Raw genomic sequence first — 25,780 nt, forward strand, 5'->3', positions numbered from 1 at the left:
GTGGGCTCGGTGGGTTCGAGGGCGCGGCTCCGCGCGCGGCGGCCCGTTCCCGGCTGCACCTGTTCGGGGAGGGCCGGTACGCCCGGGTCGGCGGCGGGGGCCGCGTGCGAGCGCCGCCTGCCGTGTGCGCCATGGCCGCCGCCCGCGGTTCCCTCGGCGCCCTCCGCCGACGCGGCCCCCTGCGGCGCTGCCTGCGTTCCCTGGGCCGGTGTCTCACCGGCGCTCGGGTCGGCGAGCGCGCGCCGTACCCGCCGTCCGGCACCCTGCGCGGGCAGCGGCGCATTGACGGATCCGGTGGCGTTCGCGCTGTCCCCGGCGGCGGGCGGCAGCGCGACGGGCCCGCCGCGCGCACCGGATGCCTCCGGCGCTCCGGCCTGCTCGTGCTGCTCCTCGGCGGGGCTCGGGCGCCCGCGACGGCGCCCGGTCGGCTGCGGGACGGCGGCGCCCTGCGCGAACTCCCCCGGGGATTCTCCGGCGGCGGCCTGTCCGGCGGGAACGCCCACCTCAGCCGGCGTCCCCGCCATACCCGGTCCGCCCTGGCTGTGCTGGGGCTGGGGCTGCTCCGGGATGCGGGGCGTCACCTGCTCCAGCGACTGCCCCGGTCCGCCCTGTGACTGCGGCTGGGGCTGGGGCTGTGACTGGGGTTCCGTGCCGCGGGCCGGCTGGGTCGGCACGGGCATCACCGTCGTCTCGCCCGTCGCGGCGGCGAGCCCGTTGGACCCGTTGGACGCGGGTGCCTGGTGGCCCCCGGCCGTGCCGTCGACGCCGTCCGCGGGCGTCCCCCGGCCGTCCGTCCCCGGAGCGCCCTGCCCGCCCGTACCCGTACCGCCCGTACCGCCCGTACCGCCCGTGGCGGCGACCGGAACCTCCAGGACGTACGCGCTGCTGCCCGCCGCGCCCGGCACCTCGTGGGTCTGGAGGACGCCGCCGTGCCGCCGCACGATGCCCTGGACGAGCGGCCCGTGCACGGGGCTGCCGCCGCTGTGCGGGCCGCGCACCTCGATCCGTACGACGCTGCCGCGCTGGGCCGCCGCCACCACGATCGTGGGGTCCACGCCGGGCGGTGGTGCGACCGGTGCGTGGCCGGTCGCGTCCACGCCCGCCACGTCGGCGATGAGATGCGCCAGCGCGGTGGCCATCCGCTGCGGGTCGACCTCCGCCTCAAGGGGGGGCGCGTGTACGACGAACTGCGCCCGGCCGGGCCCGATCAGCTCGACCGCGCCCTCGACGCCCGCCGACACCAGGCTCTCCAGCGAGACGGCCTCGGGCTGCAGCTTCTCCCGCCCGGCGTCCAGCTGCTGGAAGTTCAGGACGTTGTCGACCAGGGTCGTCATCCGGGCGTAGCCGGTGGCGAGATGGTGGAGTACCTGGTTCGCCTCGGGCCACAGCTGGCCGGCCGGGTCGGCGGCCAGCCCGGCGAGCTCGCCGCGCAACTGCTCCAGCGGGCCGCGCAGGGCCTCGCCCAGCACCGCCTGGAGCTGCTCGTACCGCGCCGCGAGCGTGTCGTACGGGCGGCGGTCGGTGAAGGCCAGCACCGCGCCGACCAGCTGGTCGCCGTCCCGTACGGGAGCCGTCGTCATGTCGACGGGGACGGCGTGCCCGTTCTTGGCCCACAGCACCTGTCCGACCCGCACCCGGTGCTTGCGGCCGGACCGCAGGGTGTCGGCGAGCGGCGTCTCCTCGTACGCGAGCGGCGTGCCGTCCGGACGCGAGTGGTGCACCAGGGGGTGCAGCTGCTGGCCGCCGAGGTCGCTGGCGCGGTAGCCCAGGACCTGGGCCGCGGCCGGGTTGACGAGCACGACGCGGCCCTCGGCGTCGACGCCCACGACGCCCTCCGAGGCGGCCCGCAGGATCATCTCGGTCTGCCGCTGCTGGCGGGCGAGCTCGGCCTCGGTGTCGAGGGTGCCGGTGAGGTCGCGTACGACGAGCATCAGCAGCTCGTCGCCCGTGTAGGCGTTTCCGGCGGTGGTCCCGTGGTCGGCGAAGGCGGCCTCGAAGGCGGAGGCGTACGGGGTCCGCCCGTCCTCCAGGTTGGCGCTGGTCACCTCGGCGGGGAAGGTGCCGCCGTCGGTGCGCCGCGCGACCATGCGGGTCGGCTTGGTCCGCTGCTGCGTCTCCTCGGCGACGTCGTCCGGGCGCCGCATCGACCCGGGGATCCGCTTGGAGTCGAACTCCGGCAGCAGATCGAGCAGCCCGCGCCCGACGAGCGCGGTGCCCGGCGCCTCGAAGACCTCCAGCGCGATGGCGTTCGCGTTCACAACCGTGCCGTTGCAGTTGACCAGGAGCAGCGCATCGGGCAACGCGTCGAGTATGGCGGCGAGGCGAGCAGCGCCTCGGGATGGCCTGCTGCTCACGGCGACGATTCCTCCCTGCTGGCCCCACGGTGCGCGTGACTGTTCGCCCGGTCCCTCGTCGGACGCCGTCAGTCGCCGCCGACCGTCGGCCGCGCACGGCTGTCAGTCTGCCGGTGATCCCGGGCGTGTCACTAGAGGGAGTCTACGGGCAGCGATTGTGGGCGCGGCGACGGATGTGCGGGAGGAGGGTGGAGGAGCAGCCGCTGCACGCACGCTCCCCGGGCGTGCCCCGGCGGCACCCCCGATGTGCCCCCGGCACGCCCCGGACGTGCCCCGGACGTGCCCTGGGCGTGTCCCGGACCGGTCCGTTCCGGCCCGATCCCCGCTACGGGACGCTCGGCAGGGCGGGGACGAGCCGGTCCCAGCGCTCGGCCTGGCACCCGCTGCTCCGCGAGAGCCGGGCGTCCACTGCCCCGCCGCGCCACGTCCCGGTGATCCGGGCCTTCGCGGCGTCGCCGTACACCCGCGTACACGAGGCGCGCTCCGGCGCGGTGGCGGCCGCGAACGGGTCGCGGGCGCCGCGGTCCGCGCGTGCGCGCATCAGTGCGCCGCATGCCTCCTCCGGTGCGGGGTGGTCGCCGCCCGTCGGGTGGCAGCGCAGGGTGTACGTGCCGTTCGTGGCCGGGCGCCCGCTGTCCGTGATGCTGACGACCAGCTGGTCCGGCCCGCCGCGCGCCAGCGCCGAGGGCGCGGACAGCGCCTCGGCGAGCATGCCGAACGCGGCGAGTGCGGTGGCGGCGGTGATACCGGTGAGACCGCTGGTGCGCGCGATGAGGCGGCGTGACATGGGGGCGCTCCTGGTGACGGGAGAAAACGTGACGGAGTGATGAGCAGTCTTGTACGGAGAGCGGCGAACCGTCCCTCTCTTCCGACTAACGTCCATAAGCCCGGTACGTTGCGCCCTGTCGCCGCTCCCGCTCTCCCTGCTCCGTCCGTTGAGGCCCCGCCCGTCAAGGCGCCGGCTAAGCGCCCGTTAAGGCTTTGCCCGGCGGTCCCCGGACCGAGTACGGTAGGGCCCGATTGGAGACAGCCCATGGGGCTGTGCCATCATCGGCACACACCTCGCGGCCCCGCTGTGCGGGCCGGGGAGTGCTTTGGAGGCTTCGCCTAGTCTGGTCTATGGCGCCGCACTGCTAATGCGGTTTCGGGGTAACCCCCTGATCGAGGGTTCAAATCCCTCAGCCTCCGCGTCCAGCGGACTTCCGGCTGGAAGAACGGGAAGAAGGAGCCGCGCCCCCTCGCCGGGGGCGCGGCTCCTCTCGTTGTCGTCTCGTCGTCGTTCCGCTGCCGGCGGTGCTCCGGTCAGCCGCGCACGCGGGCTCGGATGTCAGATCCCGCAGCGTGAGGCCGACCAGTAGCGGCTGGACCGGTGGTCGAGGTGGGTGTGGTCGTTGTGGCCCGGGTAGCCGGGGCCGAGGATGCCGTTGAAGCCGTGGTAGCGGGCCCGTTTCGCCAGGGTGCACAGGGAGTGCGGTCCGGAGCCCAGGTCGGCGGCGTCCCCGTACAGATGGCGGCTCCCGCTGGCGCCGCCGACCGCGTCGTTGCACGCCTTGGAGCGGAATCCGCTGGTGACGGTGATGGGCTTGTCGCCGAGCGCGTGGCGGAGGGCCTCCAGCCGCCACATCGCGCGCTTGGCGTTCTCCTTGGCGGTGGCGGCGCTCACATTGCCGCCGCCCCAGGTGGAGTTGCAGCGGTTGAGCTCGCCGAAGGAGAAGTGCGCGGGGGAGCAGTCGGCGTCCTGGAGCTGGTAGATCTTGCTGAAGGTGTCCGGCCCCGCGACGCCGTCGGCGCTGAGCCCGTAGGCGGACTGGAAGCGCTTGACCGCGGCCTCGGTGGCCGGCCCGTACTGACCGTCGATGGCCAGCACGGCGCCGTATCCGGGATAGCCGGCGACGCGGATCTGGAGCTGGGTGACGTCGGCGCCGGACGCGCCTTGGGAGAGGGTGCGGTTCCAGGTGTAGCAGGAGTCGGCCTGGGCGGTTCCGGCGGTGGCCACGGTGCCGACCAGGACTGCTGCCGCGAGCATGACAACTGAGAGGGTGAGTCTGAGGGCTCGTCTCCACATGCCTTGAGGGTCCGGCAGTTGTCTACCCGCGTCAACGGTCCCGCACGCCCCGGGTGCGCCCGGCCCGCGCGCCGGTGCCCCGCACACCTCGCCCCGAACGGGGTTTCCGCAGGTCAGCCCGTGTTTTCGGAATCGATTTCGCCTCTCGTCGCGGGTCATGTAATGTTGTTCCCGCAACGCGCCGACCGGCAGGGAGAGCCGCCGGGAAGCCAAGCGCTCGTAGCTTAACGGATAGAGCATCTGACTACGGATCAGAAGGTTGCAGGTTCGAATCCTGCCGAGCGCGCAGTCTGACCAGCGGGCCCCTTGATCGTCGAGGGGCCCGCTGGGGTTGTGGGAGACAAACGGGAGATTCGAGTTTCAACTATTCTCGCGCTGTCTCCCACGCGATGCGCGAGCCAACTACGGGCCCCCGGGGACCCACAGGCGACGCCAGTCGTCAACTCCTGCCGCGCTGAGGGACGCCTGCCACCGCTTGGTGAGGTCCGTCATCAGGTCCTCCTCCATGTCCCCTGTCGTGTGGCTGTAGTGCTGGCTCATCTTCCCGCTCTTGTGCCCCATCCGCTTGTTCCGCAGTACCTCGGGCGTACGGTCCGCCTCCATCCACGTCTCGTGTGAGTGGCGAAGGTCATGGAACCTGAAACCTGGCTTGATGCGGTCGCGGGCCGGCTGCCAAACCTCCCCGAACGCCTTGGGGCGAAGCGCCTTCCCGCGCATGGACGGGAACACGTACTCGCTGTCGTGGCCGGCGAGCTGCTCATCGAAGATCTCGGCGAGCCACTCGGGCAGCGCGAGGTCACGGTATGACTTGCCCTTGCGCGGCTTCCCGTCCTTGAGTGTGCCCGCCTCGGCGCGAGTGTGGATGTAGAGACGGCGCCCCTTGCGTCTCTCGTTGTCGCCGCGGAAGTGCCGGACGCTCGCCCGCCTGGCGCCGGTGACTTCCCCCCAGCGGCAGCCGGTGTAGGCCGTTGCCACGACCAGAGGGAAGAAGGGGCCCACCGCAGAAGCGAGGCGGATCACTTCGAGAGGGGTTGCCGCTTTGCGTTCCTCGGCCGTGGCGTCAGGCAGCTCGATCATCCTGCACGGGTTCCTGACGACATAGTCGTCGACCTCGGCATGCCGCATGATCTGCCGGAAGGTGCCGTACACCGCGTTGACCGTGCGGCTCCCGTGCTGGTCACGCATCCCGTTGACCCACTCCTGCACCTGGGCGCGGGTGATGCTGCGGAACTCGCGGTGCCCCCACTGGGGCTCGATGTGTACGCGCCATTGGCTGCGCTTGGTGCGCTCGTTGGGGGTCTCGAACCGCATGCGGTCGAACCACCCGGGCACGTAGGCGCCGACCTTCGTCGTGTGGCGCTGGGGATCCGTGAACGTGCCCTCGCGCTGGTCGCTCTCGATTTTCTCGGCACGTGCCTTCGCGGCCGTCTTGGTGCTGAACTTGTCCGGATCAGTGGCGTACTTCCCGTTGGGGAGCTTGTACCGGACACGCCAGTTATTGCCGCGTCGTTCTATGTATGCCACGTACGTTCCTATCGTCTAGGCGGCGCACCCCCTTACGGGCAGGACGGTGCGCTCTTCGTCGTTGAGCGTCTGGAGGCGCAGGCGCAGCAGGTACTCCGTGACGTTCAAATCGGCTGCCATGTCCGCGAGGTATACGTCTTCAGCGAAGTGCGCAGCGATGAACGTGACCGGCAGCAGCCGCTTAGCGGCGAGCAGGGTTGCCTGCCGTTCCTGGCGCTGGGCGAAGCGCAGTGCTCCGGGGCTGTGCCCGGCACACTGGCTGTGCTGGAGGTCGACGTGTGCCAGCTCGTGAGCGAGAGCGCAGCGGGCACCGATCCAGCCGAGACCTGAGTCGATGGCTATGGCCCGCATGTCGGGAAACCAGAGACCGCCGGCCCCGCCAGGCAGCGACGTCCGCCCATAAGTGAGCTCCGGACGTGACGCGAGGTCGTGCCAGGGATCGTAAAGAGTGAGCGCGGACAACTGCGCAGCCTCCCCATGAACAGCCTGCATGACCAGCAGTGGGGTGCCGATCGGAAGACAACCGTCACCAATTGATCACACTATGCACACAGGATGCAAGAGGAATGTAACGTTGCTGAGCGGCTGTGGGTTATCGCCCCTCTTTTATGCCCTTCAAGAAGTCGCGTACACGCTGTAGTTGCTCGGGGCTCGCGGTCGCCAGTTCGACGAGGAACTCGGGATCGATCCCCTGTCCTACGGGCAGCGGTACCGACTCCTCGCTCGCCTCGGTGGGCTGACTTGCGGGTGGCGGCTCTTCCCCTCGAAGGATCGCGTCACCGGTCCCTCTCGGCCAGCTCAGCGCCTTCTCTACCTTGGGCAGGCTCCGCGGTCGGGCAATGGTCGACTTGGGGTCTTCGAGCTTCTGTACCGCGCTGACCGAGATCTCAGCCTCCCGTGCCAGCTCGGCTTGCGTGAGGCCGAGCTCGACGCGTCGCTCACTGACGCATCGGGCAAGCACGGATCGCGGCATCTCGGACACGTCTACCTCCAGGGGCGGGGCCCCGCGCGGGCGGGCGCGTTTCTACGCCTAACTATGCCTTTCATGCGCTCTTTTTGCACCTCCCTCTGCCGTACTTCGTCTGCTCTGGCGGGGGAGACGTTAGCAGAAGTGCGGCGGATCGTGTCACCTCTGAGGCGGAAATTATGAGAAGTGGCTAGTCAGAACACGTAAGTTAGGCGTAATCTCTGGGTCTGCGTCGGGGTGGGCCCGACGAACGTCGAACAGTGCTGAGGGGACGCCCGTGACTGACCGTGAGTCCGCTACCTCGATGGCGTCAGGCGTCGCGCAGGATGCGCGACTACTGACTGCTTTGTTCACTTTTGAGCAGGTCGCAGAGCGTTTCAGCGTTCCGGAGTCGACTCTGCGCTACTGGGTGCAGGCCCGCAGCATCCGGCACACGCGCATCGGCCGGCACGTCCGGTTCTCGGCCGAGGACCTCGACGCGATCATTCGCGACGGCGTGATCGAACCGCAGACCAGCATCGCGCGGTCTGCCTGACTTCCCTTCGCCGTGAGCGTCCTCGCCGCCCTCTTGCTGTCGGCCAGCACGTACGGACTGTTCGCCCTGATCGGCCGGGCCGTCGAGGACGGCCACCTGCGCCGCATCCTCCACTCCCTTCGCGCCCGCACGACCTCGACACGAGAGGAAGACTCGCCGTGTCCCTGACTCCCCACACCTGGGTGCGCTACCTCGCCGCGAAGCTCCGGTATCGGTGGCGCGCGATGGTGCCCGACGCCTTTCGTGTCTACGTGCGCCGGACCCCGGTCGGCGCCGAGCTCGACGTGTCCGATCTCGTCGAAATGCTCGTACGACAACTCGCCGAGAACTACGCCGACGACCCCGCCGCAGTTGGCGACGAGCTCACCCGTATCGCCGAGCTCGGTTCCGCCGCGGCGAGCGAGCGGCACCTCGACGGCGCCGGGCACGCCGAGCACGAGCGCGACAGGCTCGTCGAACAGCTCGTCGAAGACATGGGCAGCGCCCGCATACGGCTCGTCGGCCCGACCGCTGTGCGGCTCGGTGTGCTGATCGCCGCGTACTGCACCGAGCCGAGCACGGTCGTCGAGATCCCGAGGCAGCGTCGAGCGGGAGGTGCGATCGCATGAGTGCGCTCGATGATGCCCGGCACGCGGCTGCCGCGTTCCTTGCCACGACGTCCGGCAGTGAGCTGCCGGAGTGGCGGCCGACGTTCCTCGGTATCAGCTCGGACGGGCCGAATGCGATCGGGCCCGTGTGCATCGACGAGGACCACATCGCGTCGGAGGACCCGACCGCGTTCGACTGCTGCCCCGATCCGATTGTCGAGGTCGACCCGTCGCTCGTCGACTACCTCGTCGAGCTGCTCAACGCCGACCGCCGCGCCGCGGGTGGTGAGCGGCCGTGATGGGGCCCAACGCCCGCCGTGCTGTGCTGATCGAGGCGATCCGCGCCCAGGGCGGCGAGTGGATGGCCGGCCGCACGCACCTGTTCTACCGGAGCACCGGGGACGGACCGAACTGGGCGATCGCGCGGGACGACTTCAAGGCCCTCGCCCACCGCGGACTACTGGACCGGCACGACGCCGGAGCCCGCCGGTTCTTCACCCTGCCCGGGGGTGCGGTGTGACCGACCCGAAGCACGCCGTTGCGACCGACCGGGGTCGCTACTACCGCGACCCGGTAGGCGGCCCGGACCTGGTGAGTGTGACGAACGTGCTCGGCAGCGCCGTGCACAAGCCCGCGCTTGTGCCGTGGGGTGCCGGGCTCGTCGCCGACGCAGTGCTCGCCGACCCAATTGCCGTCGCCCACCGGGCCCGGACCGAACCGGCCGCGCTGCGCCGCGAGCTGATCGCGTTGCCCAACACGCACCGTGAGCGCGCCTCGGACCTTGGCACCCGCGTGCACCATCGCGCGCACGCGCTCGTCATCGGTTCCCCGAGCCCGGCCGACCCGGAGGTCGAGCCGTACGCGCGGCAGCTCGCCCGGTTCTTCCGGCTATGGCGAGTCGACTTCGACCGCGACGTCGAGGCGGTCGAGACGACCGTGCTCAACCGGCGGCACGGCTACGCCGGCACTGGTGATCTGTGGCTGTGGCTGCCGACCGGACCGGGGCGGCGGCGCGAGCTGTGGCTGATCGACTACAAGACGAGCACGAAGAAGCCGGCGACGACCGTCTACGCCGAGCAGCCGTACCAGCTCGCCGCGTACCGGTGGGCCGAGGTCGCGCTGCTGCCGGACGACGCCGAGGTACCCGCGCCGCGGCCGCGCCGTACGGCCGTGCTCAACCTGCGGCCGCGCGGGTTCAGGCTGATCGAGCTACCGAGCGACCGCGCGGTGTTCCGGGCGTTCCTCGGCGCGCTGCGCAGTGCCCGGCACCTGCACGCCTCTCCCGCCGACTTTCCCTCGATCCTGCCGCCGTGGGCGCCGGGGTCTGCTGAACGAAAGGAGGCGTGACCCATGGGTTCCCGCATCATGACCATGAAGCGGCAGGCGGCCGAGCTCGGCCGTATCCGCACCGGCTACAGCCGACCGCACTCGGATCCCAACAAGCGGCCGGTGCCGGTCAAGAGCATGACGTTCGTACTCAGCAGCCACTCGCGCGACTACGTCGCCGCGGCGGCCGAGCTGTACGGCGGCACCGTCGAGCAGTGGACGCCGCAGAACCAAAGCGTCACGCAGTTCCGCGTGATCACCGAAGCGAGCGAGCTGCGGGCGATCCTGCCGCAGGGCGACCCGCTGTCGCAGTCGTACGAGATGTGGAGCGGGGGCGGCTGCGCCCGGCGCTGCGACGGCGAGACCGAGCAGCTCGCCCGGCGCCCGTGCCTCTGCCTCGCGCAGTACGGCGACGACTGGCACCTGCGGTCGGCCCGCGAGGTCTGCAAGCCGACGAGCCGTATCAACGTGATGTTGCCCGACCTGCCTGACCTCGGCGTGTGGCGGCTCGAATCGAAGAGCTACTACGCGGCCGACGCCATGGCGGGCGGGATCGACACTGTGCTCGCCGCGACCGAGGGCCGGTCGATGATGCCGGTCCGCATGTGGATCGAGCAGCGCACGCGGGTCGCGGGCGGGCAGACGAAGAACTTCCCGGTCGTGATGGTGGTGCCGTCGCTGCCCAAGCTGCGGCACGCGCTCAACGGGCCGATCTCGACGGCGGCCGCGCTCGACCCGAGCAGCCTCGACCGCCCGGCGATCGCGGCAGCCCCGGCCGAGCGGCCCGACTACCTCGCCGAGGCCCGTGCGTGCCGTACGGCCGACGAGGTGCGGCAGGTGTGGCGCCGGGCGAACGAGGCGGGCGCGGTCGACCCGAAGGGCGGCGACGAGCTGTCGCAGCAGCTCATGCAGATCGCCCGCGACGTCGAGGCTGGGGTCGACCCGCGGACCGGCGTCGTCGAGGACGACGGCCAGGATGGCGACGAGCTCGACGCCGACGGCGCGGTCGAGGCCGAGATCGTCGAGGACACCGAGCCGCCTACCGCGTGGCCGGCCGTCGCGCAGCCCGGCGGGGGTGCCTCGTGACGCCGTGGCACCTCGGGCGCCTGTGCGCGTTCGACCTTGAGACGACGGGCACGGACGTCGAGGCCGACCGCGTCGTGACCGCCGCTGTGATCGGGCTCGGCGGCGGCGCCGAGGCGGTGTCATCGTCGTGGCTCGCCGACCCCGGGGTCGAGATCCCCGAGGGCGCCGCGGCCGTGCACGGCATCACGACCGAGCACGCTCGCGCGAAGGGTCGCCCGGCCGTCGAGGTCGTTGACGAGGTCGCGGCCGCGCTCGCGGGCTACCTCGCCGCAGGGGTGCCGATCGTCGGGCACAACGTGCCGTACGACTTCACGTTGCTCGACCGCGAGTGCCGCCGGTACGGGTTGCCGACGCTGCTCGACCGGTTCGTCGACGACGTGCTGTGGCCGGTGATCGACACGCGGGTGCTGGACACGCACGCGCTGCCGTACCGCAAGCGGCCGTCGGAGACGCAGGGCGCGCGGCAGCTCGTCACGCTCGCGCAGGTCTACGGGCTGCCGTGGGTCGAAGACGACGCGCACGGCTGCGAGTACGACGCGATGCAGGCGGCCCGGATCGCATACCGGATCGGGTGGCTCGCCCACACCGACCGCGAGCAGTGGCCCGAGCACATTCGCACGGCCCGGCGTCCGCGGTTCGGCGAACTCGCCGGGCTCGACGTCGAGGCGCTGCACCACCTGCAAATCCGGCTCGCCGCCGAGCAAGCCGAGGGGCTCGAACAGCACTTCCGCAAGACCGATCCGACCGCCGTCGTCGACCGCGCGTGGCCGTTGCGCCCGTGGGCCGAGAGCACCGAGGGGGCACCCGCATGACGCCGCGAATCAAGCTGGTCGACCTCGACGAGCACTCGCTCGTCGTCACGATCGACGCCGACGGCGTCGCCGAGGTGCACGGCGCCGGAATGTGCAAGATGCGGGCGGCCGCGATCCTGCGGTACGTCGCGGCGCAGCTCGCCGCCGAGCACCCGGTCGGCCCGTGCCTGCCGCAGCCTGAGCCGCAGCACGACCGGCCCGGCGAACCGCTGATCGCGCATGCGGGCAGCCTCGACCGCGCCCGTCGGCTGTGGACGGACGGCACCGGGCACGCGTGGGATCTCTCGCTCGCGTGGCGCGACGTCACCGACCAGGCGTGGCGGTGGCACGGCAGCCTCGACCGGCAGGGAACGCCGATCATGCGCAGCAGCGACGGGTCGGTATCCGAGCCGCTCGACGTCGTGCGCGCGGTGTACGGGCCGCTCGCCCCGGTCGTCGGTGGTGCGGAATGACCGACACGACACTGCGGTCTGTCTCGTTCGGCGGCGGCGTGCAGTCGACGGCGCTGCTCGTGCTCGCTGCGCATGGGCGTATCGACTTCCCGCTGTTCCTGTTCGCCAACGTCGGGGACGACTCCGAGAACCCGGCGACGCTGCGGTACGTCGAGGAGTACGCCCGACCGTTCGCCGCCGAGCACGGAATCGAGCTGGTCACCCTCGACCGCATCAAGCACGACGGGACGGTCGAGACGTTGTGGAAGCGGCTCACGCGCAAGGGGTCGCGCTCGCTCCCGATCCCGGTGCGTATGTCCAACGGGGCGCCCGGCACCCGTAGTTGTACCGCTGATTTCAAGATCAAGGTGATTGCGAAGGAATTGAAGCGGCGCGGCGCCACAGCCGAGGCCCCGGCAACGATCGGGATCGGCATAAGCGTCGACGAGATTCAGCGCGCGAACAACCGGCGCACGGAGCCGCACGAGCGGATCGTGTACCCGCTGCTCGACCTCGGACTGCGGCGCATCGACTGCGCGCGGGTCATCCGTGAGGCGGGTCTGCCTGTGCCACCGAAGTCCTCTTGTTGGTTCTGCCCGTTCCACCGGCCGGAAACCTGGCACGACCAGCGCCGCGACGAGCCCGAGCTCTTTGAGAGGTCGTGCCAGCTCGAAGACCTGTTGAACGAGCGCCGCGACGAGCTCGGCAAGGATCACGTCTACCTCACCCGGTTCGGCCGCCCCCTGCGTGAGGCGATATCCGAGGGCGTCGACCTGCTGCCCATGTTCGACGAGGCCGACGGGCTGTGCGACTCCGGGTGGTGCATGACATGACCGCCCCCGGACTCATTTCCCCCGGTGCTGCCTATCCGCTCGCCGACCCGATCGCGGCCCCGGCCGGGCTGCGGGTGATCGGCCTCGATCTGTCGATCACCTCGACGGGCGTGTGCCTGCCCGATGGCACGACGTACCGGATCAAGACCCGAGCGGCCGACGCCGACCGCCGACTACTGCACATCCGCGACCCGGTCGCTGACGATCTCGCCGAGCACCGCCCGCACCTCGTCGTCGTCGAGGACTTGCCGACCAAGATGCACGCGACCGCCCTCAAGATCATCGGGAAGTTGCACGGCGTCGTCGTCGGCGCGCTGCTCGACGCCGACGTGCCGTACGCGTACATCTCCCCGGCGACGCTCAAGCAGTTCGCGGCCGATCACGGTAGCGCCGACAAAGCCCGCATGGCTGCGGCCGCATACCTCGCAGTCGGCGCTGAGTTCGCCGACGACAAGGGCGGCGACCAGTGCGACGCCTGGTGGCTGCGCGCTGCCGGTCATGACGCCTGCGGGGCGCCGCTGTTCGACATGCCGACGGCGCAGCGCGACCGGCTGTCGGTGGTCGAGTGGCCGGTCGAGCTGCGGCAGCGGCGCAGCTCGGGGGCCGTCGCATGACGCTGCGCATCGGTTCTCTGTGCTCGGGATACGGCGGGCTCGACATGGCTGTCGGTGAGGTGCTCGGCGCCTCGGTGGCGTGGCATTGCCAGTACGACCCGGACGACCGTCACCAGTACGCGGCCGCGATCCTCGCGCACCGCTGGCCCGAGGTCCCCAACCACGGCGACATAACGGCCGTCGACTGGTCACAGGTCGAGCCGGTCGACGTTCTGACGGCGGGGTTCCCTTGCCAAGACCTTTCCCTCGCCGGCAATCGCGCCGGGATCGCCGAGGGCACCCGCTCGGGACTATGGCTGCACGTCGCCCGGGCTATCGAAGTCCTGCGACCACGTTTGGTGGTGATCGAAAATGTCCGCGGAATCCTCTCGCAGAACGCTGATCGCGGAATGGAGCCCCGGTCTGAGGATCTGGACCGTACCGGCGGCTCAACCCTCGTTCTTCGAGCTCTTGGCGCCGTACTCGGCGACCTGGCCGGCCTCGGGTTCGATGCGGAATGGGCAGGCGTACGGGCTGCGGAGATCCTCGCTCCGCATGAGCGGTTCCGCGAGTTCATCCTCGCGTTCCCTCGGGATGCTGCTTCCGACCCCGACGACGAAGGAGGGGAACGGGCCCGGCCGGTTGGACGGGAACCGCAACGACACGTTGCGGGCCCGGATCGCCGCGTTGCCGACGCCGCGGGCTCGGGACTGGAAGGGCGACGGGTTCGAGGACGGGCTGCCGAACGTGGTCAAGCTGCTCAAGACGCCGACCTCGAACCTCGCGGTGAACGGGGGCACGCAGCACCCGGACAAGCGGAAGCGCGGGGGGCACGGCCCGACGCTCGCGGACGAGGTCGAGAAGGGTATGCCGCTGCTGCCGACGCCGAAGGCGACGGACGGCTCGAAGGGCGGGCCGAATCAGCGGGGCAGCTCGGGCGATCTGACGCTGCCGAGTGCGGCGGTTCGGCTCATGCCGACGCCGACGGCCGGGGATGCGAAGGAGACCGCGAACTTCCGCACGAACGGGACGGCGTACGGGGACGGGTACGGGCAGACGCTCACGGACGCGGCGCGGCTGCTGCCGACGCCGACAGCGACGGCGTACGGCTCGAACCAGTCGGAGAGCGAAGGCGCGGCGGTGCGCCCGTCGTTGACCTCGCTCGCCCCGACGCTGCTGCCGACGCCGGTCGCGCCCGACGCGGACCGGTCGACGTCCACATACACACGTGGCAACCCGACATTGCGTGGGGCGACTTCGAGCAGGCGGTCAGGCAGTGGGAAGCAACGTGCGGAAGCCACGCCCCCCGGCCAACTGACGATCGAGGTCGCCTAGATCCGCTGTTCGTCGAGTGGATGATGGGCGTCCCCCGCGGCCACGTGACCGGCGTGCCCGCGCCCGCGGGCATGACAGCCCCAGGGGTACGGAACGCGCAGCTCAAGGCCCTCGGCAACGGCGTCGTTCCGCCGCAGGCGGCCGCCGCCTTGCGCCATCTGCTCACGCGCATGCCCGAGTCGGCACTGCGCCGGCTGCTCGGACTCGCCGCATGACCGGCGTCGGCCCGACGATCTGCGGCCCGAACCCCGGATACGGGCTGCGAGTGCGCCTCGACCACGCGAAGGCGAAGAGCCTCGCCTCGGCCGACTTCGCGTGCCCCTGCCGCCGCCCGGCCGAGGACGCCGTCGGTTACGAGGCGGTCGAGGCACTCGTGATCCGAGCCGAGCGGCACATGCGCGACGAGTGCCCCGACCCCCACGTGCGGAAGGCGGCCGCGCTGCGGTCCGCCCGCCGCAAGCAGCACGCCAGCAAGCGAAGGACGTGACACCCATGCCGAAGATCGACAACGGCGCCGAGGTCGAGGTGAAGCTCGATAGCGGGGCCGCCTTCCTGCACGCCGCGCTCACGGCCGACCAGCGTCGCGGGCTCTTCGAGCGGCCCGGCACGAGCGTGTTCGCGATCGTGCAACTGCGCAGCACCTCGTACACCGGCCACGCCGAAGGCGAGGACAAAGACCCGCAAGTGAAGCTGCGGGTCACCCTCGCCGAGGTCGCGCAGGACGACCGGCAGGCACACCTCGTCGCCGAGGTCATGCGCGCCATGATGCGCCGCCGGAAGATGAACGACACCCTCGACGAGCTCGGACCCGGCGCGCACGACGCCGAGCACGCAGTCGCCGAGGCGCTCGACGCGCACCCGACCGAGTCGGACTATCAGGCGCACCTCGACCGCAAGCGGCACGGCAGCCGGATCGAGCAGCACGGATGACCCGGCCACCCCGCCGCAACGGCGGCGCGCGCCGCGTGCGCTGCCGCTGCGGCCAAACGATGTTGCGGCAGCTCGTCGGGCACCGGGCGGCGCTCGACGTCACGGCGGATGCCCGGGAGTTGACCGCCACCGAGGCCGCCGCCCTGGTCGAGCCGAACCGGCTCGCGTGGTGCCTGCGCACCGTCGCCGGCGGGCCCGATCTGCGGTGGCTCGGCGGCAGGCACCCGCCCGACTGCCCGCACCCGCACGTGATCGACCACCAGTGCGCGGCGCCCGCGGCCCCGCAGCCGCGCCCCCGCACCTCCCGTACATCCACCCCCGAGGGGCAGCTCGCCCTCGACGCGTAGGAGCAAGTCCGATGCCCTGGTTCGTCATTGACGACAGTGCCCACACCCACCCGAAGGTGGTCGCCGCCGGTAACGCGGCGTTGGGGTTGTGGCTGCGCTGCGGCTCGTACGTGTCGCAGCACTTGACCGACGGCATCGTGCCCGGCGCGGTCGCGAAGATGTACGGCTCGAAGCCGCAGATCGCGAAGCTCGTCGCCGCCGGGCTGTGGCACGAGCACGGGCACACCTGCCCGCGCCCCGACTGTCAGCAGCCGGCGCCGGGCGACTTCGTGATTCACGACTACCTCGAATACAACCCGTCGCGCGCGAAGGTGCAGGGCCGCAAGAGCCGCGAGGCGGAGAAGAAGCGGCGGCAGCGCGCGGGGTCCGGCGGCGACGACGGGGGCGGCACGCCGCGGCCGCCCCGGCGAAACGAGGCGCCGAGGGACGGCGGCCCGCAGACCCCGCGGCCGATCCCCGCCGACTGGCAGCCAAGCGACGAGGACGTACGCGCCGCACAGCTTGCGCGTGCCGACGCGGGCCGCGAGCAGCTCACCGCGCAGCAGCTCGTCGCCGTGACGCGGAAGTTCGTCCGGCGGCAGCTCGACGACCGCGTGTGCGCCGTGGCGTGGGGCGGCCGGTGGCAGCAGTGGGCCGAGAACGAGCGCACCGATCCGCCGCCGGGGGCGGGCGGCGGGGTCGTCGTGCCGTTCAACGCCGTGCAGCAGAGCAAGGGGCAGCAGCAGCGCGCGGGACTGGCGAGGCTGCTCGACCAGACCGGGGAGGTCTGACGATGGATGCGAAAGACGTGATCAGGCTGCTCCGCGAGATCAGCCTCGTCGACGACCGGGTCGTGAAGACCGACGAGGCCGAGCAAGAGGCGCAAGTTCGGCTGTGGGCCGTCGCGTTGCGCGAGGTGCCGCTCGACTTCGCGGGTGAGGCGGTCGGTCGGCACTACGCCGAGTCGGCGTGGCCGGTGATGCCGAAGGACATCACCTCACGGTGGCGCGACACCGTCCGCGACCGTATGGCGCGACACGTCGGCACGTTCGAGCCGAGCGCGCACCCGCAGCTCGACCCGGACGACTCCGCCGGGTACGTGCATGCGCTGCGTGCCGGGCGGTCCGCGGTCGTCACGGGCGCCGAGCAGCCCCGCGAGGTGCGAGAGCTCGTCGGCCGGATCGGGCGCGCGGTCGAGCCGGCCCCGGCGACCGAGGGCTACCTCGCGGCGAAAGCGGCGCTGTTCCCGAAGCGGGAACGTCCGACCGGCCCGCCCGAACTCGCCATGCGCTGCCGCACCTGCGGGGCCGATGCGAACCGACGGTGCCGGACGCTGCAACGCGGCCGGGACATGACCGGCACGCACCCGGACCGCAAGAGCGATTACGCGGCGGCTCAGCACGAGGGGCAGGCGATCGCATGAGCCCCGCCGAGCAGCCGATCGCCGACGCGTGCGTCGCGGTCATCGCGGCCGCCATCGAGGACGCCGTCACCGACTACCCGAACGCCACTCCCGCGACGCAGGCCCGGCACGCGGTCCGGGCGCTCACGGCGCAGGGATGGCAGATCACGGCCGGTCCGCAGTATGCCGGCGTCGTTCCCGAAGGGATCGCCCGATGACCGAGATCCGCATCGTGCTCGCCGACGAGCGGCTCGCGCCGCCTCGCCGGTTCGTCCTGCGCCGCCGTGTCGACGTGTCCGGTATCAGCGGCGTCGGCGACGTCGCCGACGGGGTGCTGTGGCCGGACGGCACGGCGTCGATCCGTTGGCGCGGCGAGCACCCGAGCGTCGTGTTCTGGGACCGCGGCCGCGTCTCGGTCGAGACGATCCACGGTCACCAGGGCGCGACCGAGATCGTGTTCGTCGACCAGGACGACGAGCAGCCGGTGCCCGCAGTCGCGGCCGCGCCGGTCGACCCGTTCGCCGCGCCGCTCGTGCTGCGCCGCGTTCTCGATCACGCGCTGCGTAAGCCCGTGCCGTGCCCGAACTGTCACCGCACCGCCCCGTGCCGCTGCGTCGCCGACCGCGCCGAGGGACGCGTCGACGCCGTGCTCGCCGCGCTCGCGCCGTGGCTCACGACCCGGGCGGGTGATGCCGCGTGACCGCCTTCGAGTTCGACCCCGACGACCTCGACGAGGCCGACCTCGACGTGCTCGCCGACATGAGCGACGAAGACCTCGCCGAGCTGTTCGAGGACCCCGGCCCCGACGACCCGCTCGCCGGGTACGCGCGGCCCGCGACCCGCGCCCCGTACGAGCTCGCCCCGTATCGCGCAGTCGACGACCTGCGCCCCCTGTGACCCGCACTCAGCACCCGCGAGGAATTCATGACCGCAGCAGCACCCGACCCGACCGGCGAGCAGCAGCTCGTCGACGCCGCACGCGTCGCGAAGGTCGCTCTCGACGAAGTCCGCATGTGGCGCCACCGGCAGCCGCATCACGACGCGCCCCGGTACGCCGAACTCGACGCGATCCTCGACCGCGCCGCCGTCGGCCGAATCGAGGTGCACCTCGCGCAGCCCGAGCCGAGGTCGCTGCCCGAGGCGGTCGCGGCGCATCACGCCCTGATCGACCAGCGGCGCCGCATCATCGCCGACGCACACCGCGCGTGGGACCTCGTCGAGGTGCGCGTGATCCGCAGCATCGCCCGGTTCATGCCCGCGGACGGACGAAAGGACGAGGCAGCATGAGCGACCACAGCACGCCCGCCGAAGAGCAGCCGCGCACGGGTGGCGCCGTGATCGGTCAGGACGAGACCGGGGTCTGTGGCCACGGACCCGAGCAGCCGGCCGACATGCCGGTCGGCGACGTCGAGTACACCGTCGAGGCCCGGTTGAAGGGCGACGGCCCGCTTCGCTCGCACTGGGTTCCGATGGCGTTCGCGCTGCGCACCCCGGCGGCGGCCCGCGAGGCGCTCGACAAGACCCGCGCCGCGCTGCCGAACAACGAGTGCCGCGTGCTGCGTTGGACGGCGACCGCGGCCGTCGTCGATCCGGCTGAACTCGACGCCGAGCAGCCCGTCACCGTTCGCCCGCTCGCCGACAAGGCCGACCGATGAACGGGGCTGTCGTCCTGGTCGTCCTCGCCGTCTGGCTCGTGTCCTGCGTGCCTCTCGGCCGGTGGGCGTGCCGCCGCGACCCCGGCCCTCTCTCCCGTTCCCGCCCCGCGGCGCCGCCGAGGCGCCGTTGAATACGACGCCGGGGCGCCCCATGCCGGCCAGCAATCCGGGGCGCCCCATACGCGGTGCGATCACCCTACGCCCCGACGCACCACCAGGAGCGCACCCATGCAGCACACCGCCCGCCCCGCCCGAATCGCCGCCGACGACCTGCGCGTCGTCCTCGACCACTGGCAGAACATGCGAGACCTGATCGACACCGCCACACCCCGCACCGGCGCCGAGTACCTGCGTGCCCTCGACTCCCACGATGCCGCCGAGGTCGCGCTCGACCGCACGCGACCGGCTGAGCGCGAGCACCTCGTGCTCGCCGAGCAGCCCGCCCCGCTGCGGCTGCATGTCGTCGACGCGTGCCGCGCCGTCGAGGCGGCGCTGTGCTCGCTCGCCGACGAGATCGCCGCCGAGGTGCAGCGCTCCCCGATCGCCCCGCCGCGCCGCGCGATCGCCGGGGACGAGACGGCGCTCAGTCTCGAACTGCTCGCCACGCGCGACGCCGCCGACCGGCGTCGGTGGCGCTACAACCTGAGCGAGCAGCGCACCGCGCCGCGCGCCGCCGAGTGGCTGCTCGCGCGGCTGCACGACGAGGCCGGTCCGTTCCTTCCGCTCGACGAGGCGCAGCGAAGCCGCATCGGCCGGGTTGCCCGCGAGGCGGCCCGACGTATTGAGCGGACCGTCGGCATCGAACAGCGCCGCGCATACCCGATGGACGACCGGCCGTGCCCGTGGTGCGGCGCCGCACTCACGATGCACCGCGGCGGCAGTGAGGCGGACACCGTGACCTGCGCGAACGGGTACGACTGCGGCGCCCCGGTACCGGTCGTCGAGGGGCGCCGCACCTGGGCGGCGCCGCACGAACTCGTCGGCCTCGAAAAGGCCCTCGGCGAGGCCGAGCGGCGGCGTCGTCGTCGGGAAGCGAAGCGCGCCGAGCGGGCCCGCGCACGAGCGGCGGCATGACGTGCGGCCGCCGCTGTCTCGTCCTGGTCGGTGCGCAGCGGCGGCCGGCGCTGGGCCGGCCGGCTACTTCCCCTTGGCGATCTGGTCGACCCGGCCGGTCGATAGCCCGATCGCCTTGCCGACCTTCGCGAGCGTCATCGTCTCCCGCAGCGTGAGCACGTCGGCGCGGCGCGTCTCGGTGAGTTCCTTCTGCCGCCGGTCCACCGCCTTGAGTAGCTCGGTGATCATCGCGGCACGCTCGGCCGGACCGGCCGAGTCGTCGAGGGCGCGCTCGGCGGCGATCTCGAAGAGGTCTGCGGGGCTCGGCCGGTCGCCGGTCGGGGGGTCCGGCGCTGCGCTCTCTGTGTTCTCCATGGCCCTGATTCTAGGGCCCGCGAAAGATCGTTTTATAGGGGGCTTGACGGAAGTATTTCTAGCCCCCTATAAATGAGGTGTCAGCACGACACCGCAGCCGAAGGGAACGAGCAGCCATGCACTACGACGAGGTACAGCCCGACACCCGAGTCATCTGCCACTCGCGCGGCGAGATCAAGGGAACCGTTCTCAACAAGCGCCCCGACGGCTTCGGCGCAGAACGCCCCGTCGTCCGCATCAAGTTCGACGACGGCGGCGAGGGCTGGAATTACCCCGAGCAGCTCGACCCGCTCGACGAGGTCGCACCCGAGCCGAAGCTGTCCCGCGCCTACAAAGGCCGCTCGCGCTTCTGGATCGGCGGTCACGAGTACGAGGTGTTCAACTCGACGGGTCTCGGCGACGTGCGCGGCTTCTGGGCATGCGTCCGCGTGTCAGAAGACAGCACCACGCACCCGAGCGACGCCCACGTCGTGATCGGTGCCGCCACCCGCAAGGCCGCATTCGAGCGCGCGCTCGGCAAGCTGAAGGCGCGCAAGATCGTCACGATCAAGCCTCGGCGGTACCGCGAGATCACCATGAGTCAGGAAGACCAAGACCTCGACGCCGAGCCCGAGCTGCGCGGCAGCGACCGCACGGGGTGGGCCGCCGCATGGCACACCGACGGGTTCCTGATCGTGTTCGAGGACGCCCGCGAGCGCGGCATCGTCTGGCCCGGAAAGCCCATCGAGGCGACCGCCTACATCGACGGCAAGTCGGTCGACCTCGACGGCCCGTGGCCGTACTGCGAGGCCGCCGTGCTCGCCGTGCGCGACGCCCACCTGAACCGCTGAACCGCCCGCCCGCAGGCGTCCCCGTCAAGGCAAGTGACGGGGGCGCCGCCCCTTCCGAAAGGACCCGCCTCACCATGACCCGCACCCGCTTTCACGTCGGATTCAACGAGATCGGCCTCGCCCCCGAGTACCGGATCGAGTGCTTCGGCGACCTCGGCGGGGCCCGAGAATGGCTCGCCGCCGACGTCGCGAACGTCGCCGAGGACGTCGAGGACGCGAGAGAGTTCGACGCGTTCCTCGACCGCCTCGACGCCCTCGCCGAGACCGACCTCGTCGGTACCCACCGCGTGGACGCGTTCGAGTTCTGGATCAGGCGTACCGAGGGCTGCACCTGCCCGTGCGACTGCGCCGAGCGCGGCGTCGACTGCGACGGCGAGCACCGCCGCGAGGCCGCGCCCGTACCCGCCGACAACACCGTCGAGTTCTTCCCCGTCGCCGTGACCGAACTCCCCGACGACGAGGATCACGCCCCGCTGCTCGTCGACCCCGTCGCCGCCCGCATCGTGCGCGCTGCGCAGGTGTGCGACGGCGACACGGTCCTCGCGTCGTTCGAGACACCCCGCGACCGCATGCCCGTCGCCGACTACTTCAACGACCAGTACACCGCCCGCCCCAAGTCCTACGACCCGACGTGCGGCTGCGGGTCCTGCGCCACGATGGCCGACCACGAGGGCCCCTTCGTCAACCTCGGCGACGACAACCCGTGGGAAGTCTGCGACCCGTGGCCCGCCGTCGACCTCGTCCTCGTCGTTCCCGCGCGGCAGCTCGCCTGACTCCATCCGCACTCGCGTTGCGCCCCCGCCAAGGCAAGTGGCGGGGGCGGCCGCCCCAACCACCGAAGGACAACACCCCATGCAGCACCACGAGATCACCCCCGACATGCACGTCAGGCTCGCCGCCACGGGCGCCCCCTGCCGTGTCCTGCACACCCGCACCGCCCCCGCCGACGCGCCCGAGTCGGTGTTCGTCTACAACCACAGCGACGGCTCGCAGGCATGGATCGCCGCCGCCGACCTCGACGACGACCGCTCGATGCCCGCCCTCCCCGTGCTGCTCAGCGTCACCGACGGCACCGCCCGCCACGAGCACGACCGACTGTTCTGGTACGGCGGCCGCGAGTACCGAGTTCACAGCATGTGGGCCGACGGCACGGGCGGCTGCACGGTTGAGCACGTCGCCGAGGACGGAACCCGCACGGTCGTCATGCGCGAACAGCGCAGCCACGAGTCGGCCATGTCCGCCACTGTCGACGCCGTGACCGCCCTGCGGCAGATCGACGGCGCCGCCGTCGAGTACGTCGTCGAGGCGCAGGACAGCAGCGTTCACGAACTGCGCATGACTCACCCCGAGGCCGACGAACTCGGGCGCCTGCACGTACCGAGCCCCGAGGCGGCCGTCGGCCTCACGGACGGCATGAAGTCGGCGATCCGCCGCGACCGCCTGTCGGGCAAGGAACACCGCCGCTCGATCTACCAGTTCGCCGCGTACCCCGTGTTCGCCGACGGGTGGGTCGGCCGCCCGGTCCTGCGGCGCCGCTGAAACCGCACCTCCCTCACGCCCCCGCCACGTCCGAGGCGGGGGCCCGATCCCGAAAGGCACACCATGTTCCCCACGCTCGACGACCTGCCCGCGATCGTCGCGTCGCGCCCTTCCGATCAGCAGTACGCGCCGCTGCTCGTCGACCCCGCCAACGCCCGCGTGGTGCGGGCCGACGAGGTGAAAGCGGGCGACACGGTCCTCGCCGCCGTCGACAGCCGTGAGGGCGGGTTCGATGTCGACTGGTTCGAAGAGGCGTACGCCGCCGACCCGCAACCGTTCGACCCGACGTGCCAGTGCGGCGCGTGCGGTCTCGCCGACCCCGCCGAGGGCGAGACCATCGTGCTCTGCACCGACAGCGCCTCGTACGGCCCGTCGCTGACCTGCGACCCGTGGCCCGCCGCCCGCCTCGTGCTGGTCGTCCCCGCGTGACGGCATGACGAGGCGTCCCCGCCAAGGCAAGTGGCGGGGACGCCTCGCACCCAAGGTACCCAACAGACAGAAGGGCCCCGGTCGGTGGTGAGAGACCGGCCGGAGCCCGTCCGACAACCTGAGCAAGCAGGAGTCAGACAGTGAAAGATCGTAGCCGGGCACACCCCGCCCGCCCTACCGAAGCCGCAGACCGCACGGACCCGCCCGCATGGCGCAATCGCCTCGGGTGGCGCATCGGGATCGGCATCATCGCACCGGCCGCCGCCGGGCTCGTCGCATGGTCCCTGTACGTCGTCGCGCACAACATGTACGGCGTCCCCTGGTTCCTCGCCGCCCTCGTCGCCGCGTGCTTCGACGGCATCGCGATCGCCTGCCTGCACCTCGCGAGCGAAGCGGTCCGCGAAGGGCGCAGCGCGCTCGGGCCCCGGCTCGTGACACTGCTGCAAGCCGGAATCTCGATGTACCTCAACCACCTACACGCCGAGCACATCGACGGCGGTATCGGCGCGACCCTGATGTTCGCCGCGCCAACTGCCGGTCTGCTGCTGCTCTTCGACCAGTCGTGGGCAGCGACCCGGGCACGGCACAGGATCGCCCGCGGCGAGCACCCGATGCGGTGGCCGGTCTTCGGGTGGCTCGGGTGGCTGCTCGCGGGTGAACAAGCGTGGAGCCAGACGAAGGCGCGCGCCGTCGCGCACGTCACCGGCACGGCATCCGGCGAGGCCGAGACCGAACCGGCCGCCGGCCGCGAGGCGCCCGAGCTGATCGCGTCCGAGCTGTCCGCCATGACGCCACGCAAGGCAATCCGCATCATGCACGAGGCCCGGCCCGAGCTGACCCTCGCGCAACTCGCCGACGTGCTACGGCAGTACGGCCAGGACGTGACCGAACTCGACGTCGCGATCGTCCTCGACCGCGTCCCCCGCCCGTCCGGCTACACCCTCACCCGCGATGATGCGCCGCCGCATCACTACGGGGCGCCGCAGCCGCAGCAGCTCGTCATCACCGTGCAGCAGCCCGAGGCACTCACCGCTGCGGCGCCGCCCCCGCCCGCACCTCCCGAACGGCCCGCCGAGAATGCGCCGGCCCCGGGGAGCAGCCCGATCCCCAACCCCGACGAGCAGCGTCGGGCCGACCGCATCGTCGACGAGGCCGTCGCCGGTGCCGGTCTGTCGAAGGCTGACGCGGTGCGGCGCGTCCGTGAGGCGCTGCCCCGCCTCACCTCGACGCAGGTCGCCGAACAGCTCACCCGCTGCGGGTTCGACAAGGTGACCGACGGCTACGTGCGCACGGTCAACTCACGTGACCGCAACCGGCCCGCGCCAAAGCCCGCCGCCGCGCCCGCGCCGCCCGCGCGGTCGCGGCCGACGCCGAACGGCCCCTACCTCTGATCGCCGACCGCGCCGAACCGTACGACGGCTGACGCCGCACAGGCGCCCCGCCCGGAACCACCGGACGGGGCGCCCCTATCGGAAGGATGATCCAAGCATGAGCAACGAGTTCGCCCCCGACTGCGGGGCCGTCACGCCCGAAGACGAGTGCGGCGAGTGCGAGGCGTGTTTCGAGGCTACGGCCGCAGGAATCGACCGAGCCGTCGAGTCCGGCTCGATGACAGAGGCAGAGGCGTACGAGGCGCACCACGCCTTCCGCACTGGCGGGCAGGCTCACCGCGGCATCCCTCGGTGAGCCACTCGTAACGCGCTGAGCGCCACGCCCCGCCCCGTTCGGCATCCGCCGGGCGGGGCGCAGCCGTGTTCGGGCGCCCTACTCCTCCGGCGCGGACGGCAGCGGACCGCCATCCGCGCTTGCGAGGATCACCCGGAACCTTCGGGCAGACCGGCCAGGGTTCCGGGCCTGGTCCCGCCCTACCGGCCGGCGTCGCCGATCGTGTCGCACTCCGCCCCAACAGGCAAAGTTTCAGTAAAATTTCACGACCTACCGGCGCCGCCCGGCGGGGCGTTTCAGGACGTCACCGGCACACCGGGCGGCGCGTCTTCCGCGCGCGATTCGAGAGCGAATCGAAGACGAATCGCACGCGAATCGTCGACGAAAGGAACGCGGAAAAAATCCGTTCCCGCAGGTCATCGCATTCTGTCCCCAGGGGACAACCCGGGGACCTCACGCGCGCGCGTTCCCCTCCCCTCCCATACCCCTTGTGGTGGCGGTAGAGAGAGCTACTACCGGAAGTGACGGGCGCGCGTGACCTGCTCTCTCTGTCGCCACCCCGCTTGACCAGGGAGATCACGTGTCGCACTCTGGGACCGCAGACGACGGCTGCCCAAACGCCGCAACTGCCCCGATGAACCCCCGAAGCGGACACACCACCGCCGGGGGTTTTCTCATGCCCTCATCCACAGCCCCGGCCGGTACTCCCCACCGCCGGTCGGCAGCGCCGCCGCCCCGCGTCCCCCCGAGGGGCGGCGGCCCCCACACCCCGCGCAGGGCGGAACCTACGAGATCAAATGGCGGGTGCTGCTGCCCGCCCTGCGCGGACCAACCCCGCCGACGGGAGGCACACCCGCCGATGCGCGTACGTCTCACCGACGGACACCGCGAGGTCGAGATCAGGACCGACGGCACCGCCGACGACCCCGCACTGCTGCGGCAGATCGAGCGCACCGCACGCCGCCTGTACGCCGCACTCCCCACCGAACCGAGCTCGGGCAGCAGCCCGTTCGGATTCGGCCGGCACCTCGACCTCGACGACGTCGCCCTCGACTCACAGACCGACCTCGCCGACCAGGACGACGACCCCGGCCTCGACGACGAGGACCCCACCCCATGACCACACCC

General features: G+C 71.6%; 38 protein-coding genes, 2 tRNA genes and 1 pseudogene. 32 read left to right on the plus strand and 9 right to left on the minus strand.

Going from position 1 to position 25,780, the window contains the following annotated elements; genetic code table 11:
* Both G5C65_RS06435 and G5C65_RS06440 read right to left on the minus strand, forming a co-directional pair.
* Nucleotides 1-2,354, minus strand: a 2,354-nt coding sequence (locus G5C65_RS06435) for a PAS domain-containing protein (protein WP_165297658.1), incomplete at its 3' end; no start/stop codon positions are given.
* A gap of 325 nt (nucleotides 2,355-2,679) precedes the next feature.
* Nucleotides 2,680-3,141 carry an SSI family serine proteinase inhibitor gene (locus G5C65_RS06440; RefSeq protein ID WP_165297659.1) on the minus strand — a complete coding sequence of 154 codons (462 nt, stop codon included), beginning with the start codon at nucleotides 3,139-3,141 and terminating at the stop codon, nucleotides 2,680-2,682.
* 309 nt (nucleotides 3,142-3,450) lie between these two features.
* Here G5C65_RS06440 and G5C65_RS06445 point away from each other — a divergent pair.
* Nucleotides 3,451-3,542, plus strand: a tRNA-Ser gene (locus G5C65_RS06445).
* 139 nt (nucleotides 3,543-3,681) lie between these two features.
* Here G5C65_RS06445 and G5C65_RS06450 read toward each other — a convergent pair.
* Complete coding sequence (locus tag G5C65_RS06450) at nucleotides 3,682-4,380, minus strand: D-Ala-D-Ala carboxypeptidase family metallohydrolase (protein ID WP_165297660.1); 699 nt, start codon at nucleotides 4,378-4,380, stop codon at nucleotides 3,682-3,684.
* A 252-nt stretch (nucleotides 4,381-4,632) separates the two neighbouring features.
* On the opposite strand from G5C65_RS06450, the gene G5C65_RS06455 reads away from it, so the two are divergent.
* A tRNA-Arg gene (locus G5C65_RS06455) sits at nucleotides 4,633-4,705 on the plus strand.
* Between the two features lie 116 nt (nucleotides 4,706-4,821).
* Here G5C65_RS06455 and G5C65_RS40355 read toward each other — a convergent pair.
* The 3 genes from G5C65_RS40355 to G5C65_RS06470 all read right to left on the minus strand — a co-directional run bounded on the left by G5C65_RS40355 (nucleotide 4,822) and on the right by G5C65_RS06470 (nucleotide 6,916).
* Nucleotides 4,822-5,943, minus strand: coding sequence for a tyrosine-type recombinase/integrase (locus tag G5C65_RS40355; protein WP_165297661.1), 1,122 nt, complete (start codon nucleotides 5,941-5,943; stop codon nucleotides 4,822-4,824).
* Nucleotides 5,944-5,958: 15 nt separating this feature from the next.
* Nucleotides 5,959-6,435, minus strand: a complete 477-nt coding sequence (locus G5C65_RS06465; RefSeq protein ID WP_165297662.1) for an ImmA/IrrE family metallo-endopeptidase — start codon at nucleotides 6,433-6,435, stop codon at nucleotides 5,959-5,961.
* Nucleotides 6,436-6,535: 100 nt separating this feature from the next.
* On the minus strand, nucleotides 6,536-6,916 hold the full coding sequence (locus G5C65_RS06470) for a helix-turn-helix domain-containing protein (RefSeq protein WP_241265590.1): 381 nt from the start codon (nucleotides 6,914-6,916) through the stop codon (nucleotides 6,536-6,538).
* 271 nt (nucleotides 6,917-7,187) lie between these two features.
* On the opposite strand from G5C65_RS06470, the gene G5C65_RS06475 reads away from it, so the two are divergent.
* From G5C65_RS06475 to G5C65_RS38985, 11 genes and pseudogenes are all read left to right on the plus strand, one after another.
* Nucleotides 7,188-7,445 carry an excisionase family DNA-binding protein gene (locus G5C65_RS06475; protein WP_206441298.1) on the plus strand — a complete coding sequence of 86 codons (258 nt, stop codon included), beginning with the start codon at nucleotides 7,188-7,190 and terminating at the stop codon, nucleotides 7,443-7,445.
* Between the two features lie 158 nt (nucleotides 7,446-7,603).
* Complete coding sequence (locus G5C65_RS06480; RefSeq protein WP_165297664.1) at nucleotides 7,604-8,053, plus strand: hypothetical protein; 450 nt, start codon at nucleotides 7,604-7,606, stop codon at nucleotides 8,051-8,053.
* Nucleotides 8,050-8,331 carry a hypothetical protein gene (locus G5C65_RS06485; protein ID WP_165297665.1) on the plus strand — a complete coding sequence of 94 codons (282 nt, stop codon included), beginning with the start codon at nucleotides 8,050-8,052 and terminating at the stop codon, nucleotides 8,329-8,331. Before G5C65_RS06480 ends, G5C65_RS06485 begins: the two co-directional genes overlap by 4 nt.
* Nucleotides 8,328-8,552, plus strand: coding sequence for a hypothetical protein (locus G5C65_RS06490; protein ID WP_165297666.1), 225 nt, complete (start codon nucleotides 8,328-8,330; stop codon nucleotides 8,550-8,552). Before G5C65_RS06485 ends, G5C65_RS06490 begins: the two co-directional genes overlap by 4 nt.
* Nucleotides 8,549-9,379 carry a hypothetical protein gene (locus tag G5C65_RS06495; protein WP_165297667.1) on the plus strand — a complete coding sequence of 277 codons (831 nt, stop codon included), beginning with the start codon at nucleotides 8,549-8,551 and terminating at the stop codon, nucleotides 9,377-9,379. The genes G5C65_RS06490 and G5C65_RS06495 overlap by 4 nt, the downstream gene beginning before the upstream one ends.
* A 3-nt stretch (nucleotides 9,380-9,382) precedes the next feature.
* Nucleotides 9,383-10,444, plus strand: coding sequence for a recombination directionality factor (locus G5C65_RS06500; RefSeq protein ID WP_241265587.1), 1,062 nt, complete (start codon nucleotides 9,383-9,385; stop codon nucleotides 10,442-10,444).
* Complete coding sequence (locus tag G5C65_RS06505; protein WP_165297668.1) at nucleotides 10,441-11,256, plus strand: exonuclease domain-containing protein; 816 nt, start codon at nucleotides 10,441-10,443, stop codon at nucleotides 11,254-11,256. The genes G5C65_RS06500 and G5C65_RS06505 overlap by 4 nt, the downstream gene beginning before the upstream one ends.
* Nucleotides 11,253-11,708, plus strand: a complete 456-nt coding sequence (locus G5C65_RS06510) for a phiSA1p31-related protein (protein WP_165297657.1) — start codon at nucleotides 11,253-11,255, stop codon at nucleotides 11,706-11,708. Before G5C65_RS06505 ends, G5C65_RS06510 begins: the two co-directional genes overlap by 4 nt.
* Complete coding sequence (locus tag G5C65_RS06515; RefSeq protein ID WP_206441299.1) at nucleotides 11,705-12,520, plus strand: adenine nucleotide alpha hydrolase family protein; 816 nt, start codon at nucleotides 11,705-11,707, stop codon at nucleotides 12,518-12,520. The genes G5C65_RS06510 and G5C65_RS06515 overlap by 4 nt, the downstream gene beginning before the upstream one ends.
* Complete coding sequence (locus G5C65_RS06520) at nucleotides 12,517-13,134, plus strand: crossover junction endodeoxyribonuclease RuvC (protein ID WP_165297669.1); 618 nt, start codon at nucleotides 12,517-12,519, stop codon at nucleotides 13,132-13,134. Before G5C65_RS06515 ends, G5C65_RS06520 begins: the two co-directional genes overlap by 4 nt.
* A 44-nt stretch (nucleotides 13,135-13,178) precedes the next feature.
* Nucleotides 13,179-13,652, plus strand: a pseudogene (locus G5C65_RS38985) (DNA cytosine methyltransferase); the annotation flags it as partial.
* Here G5C65_RS38985 and G5C65_RS38990 read toward each other — a convergent pair.
* Together G5C65_RS38990 and G5C65_RS38995 are read right to left on the minus strand one after the other, a co-directional pair.
* Nucleotides 13,563-13,877, minus strand: a complete 315-nt coding sequence (locus G5C65_RS38990) for a hypothetical protein (protein WP_241265593.1) — start codon at nucleotides 13,875-13,877, stop codon at nucleotides 13,563-13,565. The pseudogene G5C65_RS38985 and the gene G5C65_RS38990 overlap by 90 nt on opposite strands.
* A 156-nt stretch (nucleotides 13,878-14,033) precedes the next feature.
* Complete coding sequence (locus tag G5C65_RS38995) at nucleotides 14,034-14,348, minus strand: hypothetical protein (RefSeq protein WP_241265594.1); 315 nt, start codon at nucleotides 14,346-14,348, stop codon at nucleotides 14,034-14,036.
* A 171-nt stretch (nucleotides 14,349-14,519) separates the two neighbouring features.
* Between G5C65_RS38995 and G5C65_RS39000 the strand changes: the two genes are divergently transcribed.
* The 12 genes from G5C65_RS39000 to G5C65_RS06580 all read left to right on the plus strand — a co-directional run bounded on the left by G5C65_RS39000 (nucleotide 14,520) and on the right by G5C65_RS06580 (nucleotide 19,835).
* Entirely contained in the window at nucleotides 14,520-14,663 is a 144-nt protein-coding gene (locus G5C65_RS39000) for a hypothetical protein (RefSeq protein WP_241265595.1), read from the plus strand.
* Nucleotides 14,660-14,935, plus strand: coding sequence for a hypothetical protein (locus G5C65_RS06530; RefSeq protein WP_165297671.1), 276 nt, complete (start codon nucleotides 14,660-14,662; stop codon nucleotides 14,933-14,935). The genes G5C65_RS39000 and G5C65_RS06530 overlap by 4 nt, the downstream gene beginning before the upstream one ends.
* Before the next feature lie 5 nt (nucleotides 14,936-14,940).
* Entirely contained in the window at nucleotides 14,941-15,378 is a 438-nt protein-coding gene (locus tag G5C65_RS06535; protein WP_165297672.1) for a hypothetical protein, read from the plus strand.
* Nucleotides 15,375-15,725 (plus strand): hypothetical protein, encoded by a 351-nt coding sequence (locus tag G5C65_RS06540; RefSeq protein ID WP_165297673.1) that lies wholly within the window; start codon nucleotides 15,375-15,377, stop codon nucleotides 15,723-15,725. Before G5C65_RS06535 ends, G5C65_RS06540 begins: the two co-directional genes overlap by 4 nt.
* Nucleotides 15,726-15,736: 11 nt before the next feature.
* Complete coding sequence (locus tag G5C65_RS06545) at nucleotides 15,737-16,495, plus strand: hypothetical protein (RefSeq protein ID WP_165297674.1); 759 nt, start codon at nucleotides 15,737-15,739, stop codon at nucleotides 16,493-16,495.
* 2 nt (nucleotides 16,496-16,497) lie between these two features.
* Complete coding sequence (locus tag G5C65_RS06550; RefSeq protein WP_165297675.1) at nucleotides 16,498-17,127, plus strand: zinc finger domain-containing protein; 630 nt, start codon at nucleotides 16,498-16,500, stop codon at nucleotides 17,125-17,127.
* Nucleotides 17,124-17,324, plus strand: coding sequence for a hypothetical protein (locus tag G5C65_RS06555; protein ID WP_165297676.1), 201 nt, complete (start codon nucleotides 17,124-17,126; stop codon nucleotides 17,322-17,324). Before G5C65_RS06550 ends, G5C65_RS06555 begins: the two co-directional genes overlap by 4 nt.
* Nucleotides 17,321-17,806, plus strand: coding sequence for a hypothetical protein (locus G5C65_RS38415; RefSeq protein ID WP_206441300.1), 486 nt, complete (start codon nucleotides 17,321-17,323; stop codon nucleotides 17,804-17,806). The genes G5C65_RS06555 and G5C65_RS38415 overlap by 4 nt, the downstream gene beginning before the upstream one ends.
* Nucleotides 17,803-18,003, plus strand: a complete 201-nt coding sequence (locus tag G5C65_RS06565) for a hypothetical protein (protein WP_165297677.1) — start codon at nucleotides 17,803-17,805, stop codon at nucleotides 18,001-18,003. The genes G5C65_RS38415 and G5C65_RS06565 overlap by 4 nt, the downstream gene beginning before the upstream one ends.
* A gap of 27 nt (nucleotides 18,004-18,030) precedes the next feature.
* Nucleotides 18,031-18,393, plus strand: a complete 363-nt coding sequence (locus G5C65_RS06570) for a hypothetical protein (RefSeq protein ID WP_165297678.1) — start codon at nucleotides 18,031-18,033, stop codon at nucleotides 18,391-18,393.
* Complete coding sequence (locus tag G5C65_RS06575) at nucleotides 18,390-18,761, plus strand: hypothetical protein (protein ID WP_165297679.1); 372 nt, start codon at nucleotides 18,390-18,392, stop codon at nucleotides 18,759-18,761. The genes G5C65_RS06570 and G5C65_RS06575 overlap by 4 nt, the downstream gene beginning before the upstream one ends.
* Before the next feature lie 228 nt (nucleotides 18,762-18,989).
* Entirely contained in the window at nucleotides 18,990-19,835 is an 846-nt protein-coding gene (locus G5C65_RS06580; protein WP_206441301.1) for a hypothetical protein, read from the plus strand.
* A gap of 63 nt (nucleotides 19,836-19,898) precedes the next feature.
* Here the strand turns inward: G5C65_RS06580 and G5C65_RS06585 are convergent, their stop codons facing one another.
* Nucleotides 19,899-20,189: a sigma-70 family RNA polymerase sigma factor gene (locus G5C65_RS06585; protein WP_165297680.1), complete on the minus strand. Its 291-nt coding sequence runs from the start codon at nucleotides 20,187-20,189 to the stop codon at nucleotides 19,899-19,901.
* 116 nt (nucleotides 20,190-20,305) lie between these two features.
* On the opposite strand from G5C65_RS06585, the gene G5C65_RS06590 reads away from it, so the two are divergent.
* The 7 genes from G5C65_RS06590 to G5C65_RS06620 all read left to right on the plus strand — a co-directional run bounded on the left by G5C65_RS06590 (nucleotide 20,306) and on the right by G5C65_RS06620 (nucleotide 25,772).
* Entirely contained in the window at nucleotides 20,306-21,019 is a 714-nt protein-coding gene (locus G5C65_RS06590; protein WP_165297681.1) for a hypothetical protein, read from the plus strand.
* A 74-nt stretch (nucleotides 21,020-21,093) separates the two neighbouring features.
* The gene (locus G5C65_RS38420; protein ID WP_206441302.1) at nucleotides 21,094-21,792 is read left to right on the plus strand and encodes a hypothetical protein; all 699 of its coding nucleotides are present in this window, start codon (nucleotides 21,094-21,096) and stop codon (nucleotides 21,790-21,792) included.
* Between the two features lie 79 nt (nucleotides 21,793-21,871).
* On the plus strand, nucleotides 21,872-22,558 hold the full coding sequence (locus tag G5C65_RS06600) for a hypothetical protein (RefSeq protein ID WP_165297682.1): 687 nt from the start codon (nucleotides 21,872-21,874) through the stop codon (nucleotides 22,556-22,558).
* 63 nt (nucleotides 22,559-22,621) lie between these two features.
* Complete coding sequence (locus tag G5C65_RS06605) at nucleotides 22,622-22,987, plus strand: hypothetical protein (protein ID WP_165297683.1); 366 nt, start codon at nucleotides 22,622-22,624, stop codon at nucleotides 22,985-22,987.
* Between the two features lie 140 nt (nucleotides 22,988-23,127).
* Nucleotides 23,128-24,378, plus strand: a complete 1,251-nt coding sequence (locus G5C65_RS06610; protein ID WP_165297684.1) for a DUF2637 domain-containing protein — start codon at nucleotides 23,128-23,130, stop codon at nucleotides 24,376-24,378.
* Between the two features lie 97 nt (nucleotides 24,379-24,475).
* Entirely contained in the window at nucleotides 24,476-24,673 is a 198-nt protein-coding gene (locus G5C65_RS06615) for a hypothetical protein (RefSeq protein ID WP_165297685.1), read from the plus strand.
* 838 nt (nucleotides 24,674-25,511) lie between these two features.
* Nucleotides 25,512-25,772, plus strand: a complete 261-nt coding sequence (locus tag G5C65_RS06620) for a hypothetical protein (protein ID WP_165297686.1) — start codon at nucleotides 25,512-25,514, stop codon at nucleotides 25,770-25,772.
* Nucleotides 25,773-25,780 lie beyond the last annotated feature (8 nt).

It is taken from the genome of Streptomyces boncukensis (genome assembly GCF_011045075.1).
Taxonomy (GTDB): Bacteria; Actinomycetota; Actinomycetes; order Streptomycetales; family Streptomycetaceae; genus Streptomyces; species Streptomyces boncukensis.